The 9,437-nt window shown below is 62.6% G+C and carries 8 protein-coding genes; 3 read left to right on the top strand and 5 right to left on the bottom strand.

What is annotated here, in order from left to right; translation table 11 throughout:
• The 3 genes from AC5JJ6_RS27980 to modD all read right to left on the bottom strand — a co-directional run.
• Positions 1-1,102, bottom strand: a 1,102-nt coding sequence (locus tag AC5JJ6_RS27980) for an ATP-binding protein (protein WP_496045205.1), incomplete at its 3' end; no start/stop codon positions are given.
• 72 nt (positions 1,103-1,174) lie between these two features.
• Positions 1,175-1,879: an NnrU family protein gene (locus tag AC5JJ6_RS27975; RefSeq protein WP_496045204.1), complete on the bottom strand. Its 705-nt coding sequence runs from the start codon at positions 1,877-1,879 to the stop codon at positions 1,175-1,177.
• Positions 1,876-2,736: a ModD protein gene (gene modD / locus AC5JJ6_RS27970; protein ID WP_496045203.1), complete on the bottom strand. Its 861-nt coding sequence runs from the start codon at positions 2,734-2,736 to the stop codon at positions 1,876-1,878. Before modD ends, AC5JJ6_RS27975 begins: the two co-directional genes overlap by 4 nt.
• Positions 2,737-3,022: 286 nt before the next feature.
• On the opposite strand from modD, the gene AC5JJ6_RS27965 reads away from it, so the two are divergent.
• The gene (locus AC5JJ6_RS27965) at positions 3,023-3,598 is read left to right on the top strand and encodes a type 1 glutamine amidotransferase domain-containing protein (RefSeq protein WP_496045202.1); all 576 of its coding nucleotides are present in this window, start codon (positions 3,023-3,025) and stop codon (positions 3,596-3,598) included.
• Between the two features lie 102 nt (positions 3,599-3,700).
• Here the strand turns inward: AC5JJ6_RS27965 and chrA are convergent, their stop codons facing one another.
• Positions 3,701-5,095 (bottom strand): chromate efflux transporter, encoded by a 1,395-nt coding sequence (gene chrA / locus AC5JJ6_RS27960; protein WP_496045201.1) that lies wholly within the window; start codon positions 5,093-5,095, stop codon positions 3,701-3,703.
• A 216-nt stretch (positions 5,096-5,311) separates the two neighbouring features.
• Between chrA and AC5JJ6_RS27955 the strand changes: the two genes are divergently transcribed.
• Entirely contained in the window at positions 5,312-5,437 is a 126-nt protein-coding gene (locus AC5JJ6_RS27955) for a hypothetical protein (protein WP_496045200.1), read from the top strand.
• A gap of 90 nt (positions 5,438-5,527) precedes the next feature.
• Here AC5JJ6_RS27955 and rpoH read toward each other — a convergent pair whose 3' ends face one another.
• Positions 5,528-6,427: an RNA polymerase sigma factor RpoH gene (gene rpoH, locus AC5JJ6_RS27950; RefSeq protein ID WP_496045199.1), complete on the bottom strand. Its 900-nt coding sequence runs from the start codon at positions 6,425-6,427 to the stop codon at positions 5,528-5,530.
• 692 nt (positions 6,428-7,119) lie between these two features.
• Between rpoH and AC5JJ6_RS27945 the strand changes: the two genes are divergently transcribed.
• On the top strand, positions 7,120-9,437 hold a 2,318-nt coding region (locus tag AC5JJ6_RS27945; protein ID WP_496045198.1), incomplete at its 3' end, for a GAF domain-containing protein.

Here is a 9,437-nt window from a genome sequence, read left to right as displayed (position 1 = left end):
CATAATACCAGTCCGAAAAATTAGGTCCCTGAGCGATCTGGCTAACAAGGGCTGTTTCGACTAGGCGACCAAGACGCGCATCTTCATCGTCAGAAACGGGGCCGAACAGAGCCGTATGCAGGCTAGTATTTGTTAGATAAATCTTGAAGCATGTTTCGCGTTTAAACCGCGCCGCGTTGTAATCAATCCGACGCAGCCGTAAAATTAGAAAAGCAGCTTCAAGGTAGTCAATGTATTTTCGAAGTGTATTTTTTGCAATACCAGATTCTTTTCTAAGATTATCATAAGATATTTCATTGCCTGTATTGTAGGCCAGCATGGTCAACAGGCGCTTCAACTCCTGCACATCGGCGATGCCATAAAGGTTGGGAAGATCGCGCAGCAGAACCTTGTCAACGATATCGTTGGCAATATAGCGCGACATGTCGGAACGCGCGGCTTCGTCCAAGACCGCTTCCGGAAAGCCGCCGAAGTTGATGTAATCGATGAAGTCGGCGTTGAGTATTTCAGCTTCCCATTTATACCAATGGCCGTGCCCTCGGAAATCCAGGAACTCCGAAAAGCTCAGCGGCGGCAGGTGATAGTCGGTGAACCGCCCAGCCCCGGACTCCTGGCTCTTGAGCCGCAATGCCGCCGCAGCCGAGCCGGATACCGTGAACTTCACGTCACGGAAGGAATCCACCAGCGACTTCAGATGCCGCTCCCAATCGGGGTGGTATTGCACCTCGTCGAAGAAAACGAACAGTTCGGCGCCTGGACCATGGCCGTGTTCGTCCATGAACAGGTTGAGCAGCTTCTCCATCCACAGGCCGGTATACAGCGGCGTATCGAGCGAGACATAGAAGATCGCCGACCCCGCGACACCGCCATCAAGAAGGCTCTGGACCGCCTGATTGATCATCACTGTCTTGCCGACCCGGCGCGGCCCCATCAGGACCACGGCGCGGCGGGGTGAGCGGCGTTCGACCAGATCGTAGAAAGCTTTGAAGTAGGCTCGTCGCGGCCAAGCCCGGTATTCCCGGTCGATTCCGACTCCGGTGGTCCACCACGGATTGTCGAAGGCCAGACGGCGGCGGATCTCGGTATCGGTGATCTGTTCCATACCCAGCCTACAAATAAGATCAAAGCCTTGATCTTATTTGTAGTCCTACCGGCAGTTAACCGTCAACGACATTCAGACCGGCGGCAGCGGCGACACTCCGAACAACCAGCCATGGCCGTGGAGCAGGCCTGCATAGAGCACCAGGGCTACCGCCAGCCGGACCCAGCCGATTTCCCGGATCGTGACGCCCAAGTCCTGACGGCCCTGGATCAATGCCACGAACGGAATGTTGGAGCTTAGCTGAGTCCAGCGGGTCCAGGCGTCGCCATGGCGCGCGGCGTTCTTGGCGTCGATCAGGACGGAGCCGAGCAGCGCCAGCACGGCCAGCGTGCCGAAGAACAGCAGGGAGGCCCAGTCGCCGTTGGGCACCATATGGGCCAGCGACCACAGGCCGATGCCCCACATTACCGGATTGCGGGTGATCCTCAGCACGCCGCACGGACCCAACTCCTTTTCCAGCAGCTTTTCCTGGCCGACCGCAGTCGGGTTGGGAGTGCTGACGCCGCCGACCAGCAGCAGGAAGGCCAACGGCATCACCGCCAGCGGCACGAACCACATCCATGTGTCGGGGAACCACACGGGCATGAAGGGGGCGGCACCATAGGCCATGGCCAGCCAGACGAAGGCCGCCAGCGAGATCAGCGAATAGACGGCGCGGTAGCCGCCCTCGCCGATCTTCCCGATCAGCGTGCCGCGTAGGCCCGTGCTGGCGATGCCGAAATGCGTCGCCAGCAGGAAGGCGGAGGCAAGCGCGAGCCAGCCCAGGTTTCCGGTCATGGCCGTTCTCCGGCGGAGTCTTCGATCGGGGAAATAACCACCTTCACATCCATCGGCCTGGAGAAGTACGGCGCCGACGTCACCAGCACGGCGCAACCCGTGGCGGCGTAGGCGGCGGCGTTGGTCTCGTTGATGCCGCCGGCAGCGGCGACAAGGGGCCGAGACGGCAACGAGGACACGCGCCGGACCGTCTCCGCCACCGCTTCGGGCGGCAGCTTCTCCAATTGAAGCACATCGGCGCCGGCCTCCGCCGCCCTCAGCGCCGCTTCGACGGAGGATACTTCCACCACCAGCTTCTTTTCCGGGTGCCGGCGCTTCAGCCCATGAAAATCCGTCGTGCCATCCAGGAAGACGGCGTGCTCGGGGAAGACCAGCAGCGTTTCGGACAATCCCAGCCGGTGCATCTGGGCGCCTCCGGCCAGCACCGCCTTGACGCTGATCTCCTTGGTGCCGGGGAAGTTCTTGCGGGTGCAGGCGACGGCGACATCCGGAGCCTCGGCCCGCGCCGCCTCGACGATCCTGCGGGTCCGGGTCGCGATGCCGGAAGCATATTCGACCAGAGTCTGCGACACCTTCCAGGCGAGGTGGAGACCTGCAGCGGGTCCCCGTCCCTCCAGAAAGACGGTCCCGGCGGCGATCCTGTCGCCGCTGCCGTAACGCAGGTCCGGCGCCACGCCGACACGCTCCAGCATGCGGGCTGCCTCCTCGGCGCAGCACAGCACCATGTCGGCCCGCGCGGCGAAGGTAATCCGGCCCATAGCCCGGCCGATGCCGAGCGCGTGGGTGGTCAGGTCACCCGTCGGGGCATCCTGGGCCAGCAGCGCGTCGAGGGCGCCGTCACCTATCGCCAGCAGCATGGAGTTCGCCGTCCTTCCGCAATGTCTCCGCCTTCTTTACAAGGCGCGCCGGGATGTTAACCGTTGCGGCGGATCAATGCACCTGCCCGTCTCGCCGCAGGAGACCGGCAAAAGTTCCCTGCTGGAAACAGAAATATCTTCCCCTTGATCGTATCGAAACCGGCCCCAATTCTGTCGGCAAGGTTAATGCGCAAGATCGCGACCCATTCAGCCAGCATCATTCACTGAGTTTCTATAGACTAGAACAGGGATGATGCTGGACATCGACATGATTTGGAGGAACAAGATGGCTCAGTCCATTGAAGGCCGCAAGGTCGCTATTCTGGCTACTCATGGCTTTGAGCAGACTGAACTGACCGAACCGCAAAAAGCCCTGAAGAACGCCGGCGCCACCGTCCATGTCGTTTCACCCGAGCAGGGCTCGATTCGAGGCTTCCAGCATTTCGATCCCGGCGAGAACGTCACCGTGGACCGTGCCCTGAGCGAAGCCAAAGCGGATGACTACGACGCCCTCGTGATCCCCGGCGGTCTCTACAATCCGGATGAACTGCGCACCAACGAGGCTGCGCTTCAGTTCGTCCGCGAGTTCTTCAAGGCCGGCAAGCCGGTCGGCGCCATCTGCCACGGTCCGCAGGTCCTCATCAGCGCCGGTTTGGTCAAGGGCAGGACGCTGACCGCCGTGACGCCGATCCGGGTCGATCTGACGAATGCCGGAGCCAATGTGCTCGACCAGGAAGTGGTGACGGACAAGGGTCTCGTGACCAGCCGAACGCCGAAGGATCTGCCGGCCTTCTGCGCCAAGCTGATCGAGGAGATCGGCGAGGGCCGCCATCGCGGCCAAGCGGCCGCCGCCGCCGAGTAACTCGGACAAGCGCCGGGCCGTGGAGTTGCTTCACGGCCCGGTCTGCATTCATGAAACCGTCTGCATTCATGAAACCGTCTGCATTCATGAAACCGTCTGCATTCATGAAACCAGATGCAGCAGTACCCCCGCTGCCGCGCACCCGCCGATCACGGGCAGCACGCCGGCCTTGAAGCGGAAGACGGCCACGACGGCCGCAGCGGTCAGCAGCAGGGCGGCGAGATCGATGGAAGCTGCAACCGGCCAGTCGATCGACATTCCGGCGATCTGGACCTCCCTTACCTCCCTGAACAGGGTGTGCAGCGCGAACCAGATCGCAAGGTTGAGGATGACGCCGACCACCGCCGCCGTGATGGCGCTCAGCGCCGACGTCAGCGCGCGGTTGCCGCGCAGCGCTTCGACGAAGGGTGCTCCCAGGAAGATCCACAGGAAACAGGGGACGAAGGTGACCCAGGTCGCCAGCAGCCCCGCCAGAGTCCCTGCCAGCATCGGCGGCAGGCCGCCGGGATCGCGGAAGGCTCCCATGAAGCCGACGAACTGGAGCACCATGATCAGCGGCCCCGGCGTCGTCTCCGCCATGCCCAAGCCGTCCAGCATCTCGCCGGGCTGGAGCCAGCCATAGTTCTCGACCGCCTGCTGAGCCACATAGGCCAGCACGGCATAGGCGCCTCCGAAGGTGACGACCGCCATCTTCGAGAAGAACAGCGCTATCTGCGCATAGACGCTATCCCAGCCCAGCGACAATCCCAGCACCAGGATCGGTCCGAACCAGAGGACGAGGCAGATCGCCGAAATCCGCAACGACCACGCCAGCGACGGGCGGGCATGGTCCGGCGTCTCCTCCCCCAGCAGGGTTTCGGCATCCGCGACAGGCTTACCCCCGGCGGAGGCATGGCCGCCACCGACCTGGAAGGCGCGCAGCCCGGAACGGCCGCCGAGGAAGCCGATCACCCCGGCTCCCAGCACGATCAGCGGGAACGGCAGGTCGAACAGGAAGATGGCGATGAAGGCGGCCGCCGCGATGCCGACCATGGCGCCGTTCTTCAACGCCTTGTTTCCCAGCCGCACCACCGCCTGAAGGACGATGGCGAGCACCGCCGCCTTGAGGCCGAAGAACAGCGCCGCCACCAGCGGGACGTTGCCGAAACCGGCATAGATCCAGCTCAGAGCCATGATCGAGACGACGCCGGGCAGCACGAACAGCACGCCGGCGATCAATCCGCCCAGCGTCCGGTGCATCAGCCAGCCGATATAGACGGTGAGTTGCTGGGCTTCCGGTCCCGGCAGCAGCATGCAGTAGTTCAGCGCGTGCAGGAAACGGGTCTCGCCGATCCAGCGCAACTCCTCCACCAGCACCCTGTGCATCATGGCGATCTGCCCCGCCGGCCCACCGAAGCTCAGCAGGCCGATTCGCATCCATACCCGCAGCGCCTGGGCCAGCGTGACGCCGTGGCCATAGGGCCGGGCCGGAGCGGTGACGGCCGGAACGTCGGTCATGAAGGAAATTCCCCTGGCGCTGTGATCCTGGAACCGAAGCTATGACCGAGACCGCACCGGCGCGCAATAGGATGCGCAGGATTGCCGCGCGATGAAATCGCGTGTGATTGCATCGATCGCATTCAACGCGTATTGTTGACGATAAAGAGGCAGGCACCCCGTCGGGCGCCTGATCCAGCCGTTCAATCTCGGCCGCTTCAGGGAGCAAGCCAAGTCATGAAAGCCTTCTTTTTCGGCATCCTCACCGCCGTCCTTCTGGCAGTCGGATCGGCGGTCGTGCTGCAAGGCTACGTTCAGAAGCCGGTGACCGAAGCCTTCAGCACATCCTCAGTCCGTATCTGAACCGGTCCAAACCGGTTCTTGCCGGTTCATCCTGGACGGAGTTCTTGAAATCGGTTCGGAGAGAATCAGAAAAGAATATCGGAGCGGTCCTCAGCCCGCCGCCAGCATCGGCTGGCGGACGGGCTTGCGGAGCGCCTGGGAGGCGTTCAGGACAGCCTTCTGAAGTTTCTCGAAGGCGCGGGCCTCGATCTGGCGGATTCGCTCGCGCGATACGTCGTATCGTTCGCCAAGCACCTCCAGCGTTGCCGGTTCCTCGGCAAGCCGGCGCTCCAGCAGGATCTGGCGTTCGCGGTCGTTCAGCTTCTCCAGCGCCTGCCCGAGCAGGCGGCGGCGCAGCGCCATCTCATCGGCTTCGGCGACCACCGCTTCCTGGGTCGGGCGCTCGTCCGACAGAAGGTCGAGCCAGTCGGTATCGCCTTCGCCGCCGACAGCGGCGTTGAGGGAACTGTCACCCATCGACAGCCGGCGGTTCATCTCGACCACCTCGGTTTCGGGAACGTCCAGTTCGGTCGCGATGCTCGTGACCGTTTCCGGCGAGAGGTCGCCCTGCTCCAGTTCCTCCATCCTGCCCTTGAGCCGGCGGAGGTTGAAGAACAGCTTCTTCTGCGCGGCGGTCGTGCCCATCTTGACCATCGACCAGTTGTGCAGGATGTATTCCTGGATCGAGGCCCTGATCCACCAGATCGCGTATGTCGCGAATCGGAAGCCGCGGTCGGGATCGAATTTCTGCGCCGCCTGCATCAGGCCGACATTGCCTTCCGCGATCAGTTCCGACGCAGGCAGGCCGTAGCCGGCGAAGCCGCGGGCGATCTTGATCACCAGCCGCAGATGGCTGCCGGTCAGTTGCCGCAACGCTTGCTCGTCCCTGCGGTCACGCCATGCCAGCGCCAGGGCCTGTTCCTGATCGGGCCTCAGCATGGGAAAGCGTTTGGCTTCCTCAAGGTAGCGGCCCATGCCGCCGCCGCTCTGCGCAATGTTCAATAACGTCATTCGTCGAGCCTCCTCTTCCGTCGACATGTCCCACCCTGACCACCAGAACCGCACGGACGCGACAAAATCGCCCCATAAAGGAGGGCGATTTTTGAAAATCACATCCACCGGATCGATAGGTCGGGATTTCCGGGAAAGTTCGTCGCTGCGAAATGGGCTCAAAAGCCCCGACGAACAGACAACAGATAAGCCTTCCTCATCGTTTTTCAAGAGTTTAGCGGTTTTCTACCACCTGAACTCCTGTTCCGTAAGTCGTCAACAGGTCGATATGGTAACAAATTTATAACAGGATTCATAGCGTTTGGCAGACGTCTCATAACCGTGTTCTAAAATCGGCATAGCCGGAACGATCCATTTTTTAAGAGATTTGCATCTTAAAACTCTATTATCTGCGAAGCTTGTTGATTCTGATCACTTGTTTGTATCGACAGACAGGCTTGCTCCCCATGTCTTGGTTCGTGCCCTGCCGGCCCAGGTCCGGATCTTTGTAAACCGGAGAGCTAATAAAATTTCGCTCAAACGATAAGCCGTTGCGAATATTGACTGTCTTTACCTCTTCATATGCGTCGGCGTGTTAATTCGTGGCGGGTGGGTTATGATCGACGCCACTGATAGCCACTGATTTCAGTCTATAAGAACTTACCGGGGGTTGTTGTATGGTCGTAACGAACCCATCGTTCGGCACGGCGGATTTGACCAATTGCGATCGCGAACCGATCGAGATCCCCGGATCGATCCAGCCGCACGGCATCCTGGTAGTCCTTCACCCGGAAAGCCTGGTCATCCTTCAGGCAGCGGGACCGACCGACGTTCTGCTGGGGCTGACGGCGGAGGACCTGCTGGGCGTCGAGTTCGGAGCCTTGGTCAGCGCCGACGCGATCCAAGTCATCAAGGACATCCTGACGCGCGCCAGCCACGGCCCCCGGTCGGAGAACCTTTTCAGCTTCGAGGTGACCGCGGTCAGACAAAGGTTCGACGCCGCCGTCCATACCGGCGAAGCGGGCATGATCGTCGAGATGGAGCCTGTGCAGAACGCTCCCCAGCTGCCCGGCGGACCGCTGGCGCTGGTCCAGACGATGCTGGCATCGGTACAGCATGCCGACGGCCTCAAGGACTTTTGTCAGCGCGCGGCCGAGGAGGTCCGGCGGGCGACGGGGTTCGCCCGCGTCATGGTCTACCGCTTCAACGAGGATGAGAGCGGCCATGTCTTCGCGGAGGCCAGGAAAGGAGAGATCGGTACATATCTGGATCTGCATTTCCCGGCATCCGATATTCCGGCGCAGGCGCGGGACCTGTACAGCCGCAACTGGCTGCGGCTGATCTCCGACGCCCGGTACCAGCCGGCGCCGCTGACGCCTCCTCTCAGTCCCCTTACCGGCGCACCGGTCAACCTGTCCCACTGCGCTCTCCGCAGCGTGTCTCCGCTCCATCTGGAATATCTGGCCAATATGGGCGTGCGCGCCTCCATGTCGCTCTCGATCATGCGGGGCGGCAAGCTGTGGGGCCTGTTCGCCTGCCATCACGATCAGCCCAGGCATCTGGCGCCCGGCCTGAGAGCCGCCTGCGAACTGTTCGCCCAAATGTTCTCCTTCCAGCTCGAAGCCAGGATCAAGGCCGATACGCTGGAAGAAACGATGCGCATGCGCGACATCCACGACCGGCTGGTCGCCGTGATCTCCAGCGAGCCGGACATCGTCCAAGGTCTTGTCCAGCATCAGCCGAACCTTCAGGATTACCTGCCCTCCAGCGGCGTCGCCCTATGGCTGGACGGCAGGTACTCGTCGATCGGAACGACGCCCGACGAAGGGAAAATCAAGAAGCTGGCGGAATGGCTTGCCACCAGCAATGCGCCGGGCGTCTGGGCGACCGACCGCCTGCCGCTGGTCTGGGAAGACGGGTGCGACATGGCCGAGCAGGCCTGCGGCGTGCTCGTGCTTTCGGTGTCGCGCAGTCCCCGCGACTATGTCTTCTGGTTCCGGCCCGAAGTCCTCCGGACCGTGACCTGGGCCGGCAACCCGAACAAGCCGGTGGAAACGAAGCCTGGCGAACTCCGTCTGTCTCCCCGGCGCTCATTCGATGCCTGGGTCGAACAGGTGCGCTTCAGGGCCGTGCCCTGGAGCGAGGCTGAAATCACGGCGGCCCAAACCCTGAGAACCACGCTGCTGGAGGTGGTGCTACAACGGGTAGACCAAGTGGCGCGTGAACGCGAGCTGTCCCGGCAGCGGCAGGAACTGCTGCTGGCGGAGTTGGACCATCGGGTCAAGAACACGCTGGCGAACATCCAGGCGCTGGTCCAGTACGCCTCGGCCGGCGGCGGGAACGGCGGCGATGCCGCCTCGGGCGCCGCTTCCGAGATGCTGAACAGCTTCACCTCCTCCTTCGGCAATCGCCTGCGGGCGATGGCCCATGCTCACAGCCTGCTGACCCAGAGCCGGTGGGAGGGCGCCGACCTGCGCAGCCTGCTGGAGGAAGAAGCCCGCGCCCACACCGCAGGGGTAGAGGGCGCGGCAATCCGCACGCGTCTCACCGGGCCGGAGGTAATGCTGAGGCCGAAGGCCGCATTGGCGCTCAGCATGGCCATCCACGAACTGGTCACCAATGCGGCGAAGTACGGCGCCTTGTCGGTGCCCGAAGGAACGGTGGATATCGCCTGGGCCTTGAACGAAGGCGCCAGGGACGGCGAGGGGGCGACTTTCACGCTCGACTGGACCGAACGTGGCGGCCCGCCCGTTTCGCCGCCGGCACGCCGCGGCTTCGGCCGGATCGTGATCGAGAAGAGCCTCGCCTACGAAGTCGATGGCGAAAGCAGGCTGGTCTTCGCGGCCGACGGCGTCCGGTGCCATGTCCGCATCCCGGTCGAGCATGTCGTCGATTGGGCGCGGCCCCCGCAGGTATCGATGACGGCAGCCGGTCCCCGGAAGGAAGCGGCGCCGGTCCTTCCCAGCCGTATCCTGCTGGTGGAGGACTCCGGCCTCGTCGCGATGCAGATCCAGAACCTGCTGGAGGAAGC

Source organism: Skermanella sp., from assembly GCF_059503625.1.
Note: the sequence above shows the minus strand (reverse complement) of the source record. Positions and strands in the feature narration are given on the sequence as shown.

Coding starts and splice junctions, on each gene's coding strand:
- AC5JJ6_RS27975 (WP_496045204.1), bottom strand. CDS start 1,879: ATGACCGGAAACCTGGGCTGGCTCGCGCTTGCCTCCGCCTTCCTGCTG.
- modD (WP_496045203.1), bottom strand. CDS start 2,736: ATGCTGCTGGCGATAGGTGACGGCGCCCTCGACGCGCTGCTGGCCCAG.
- AC5JJ6_RS27965 (WP_496045202.1), top strand. CDS start 3,023: ATGGCTCAGTCCATTGAAGGCCGCAAGGTCGCTATTCTGGCTACTCAT.
- chrA (WP_496045201.1), bottom strand. CDS start 5,095: ATGACCGACGTTCCGGCCGTCACCGCTCCGGCCCGGCCCTATGGCCAC.
- AC5JJ6_RS27955 (WP_496045200.1), top strand. CDS start 5,312: ATGAAAGCCTTCTTTTTCGGCATCCTCACCGCCGTCCTTCTGGCAGTC.
- rpoH (WP_496045199.1), bottom strand. CDS start 6,427: ATGACGTTATTGAACATTGCGCAGAGCGGCGGCGGCATGGGCCGCTAC.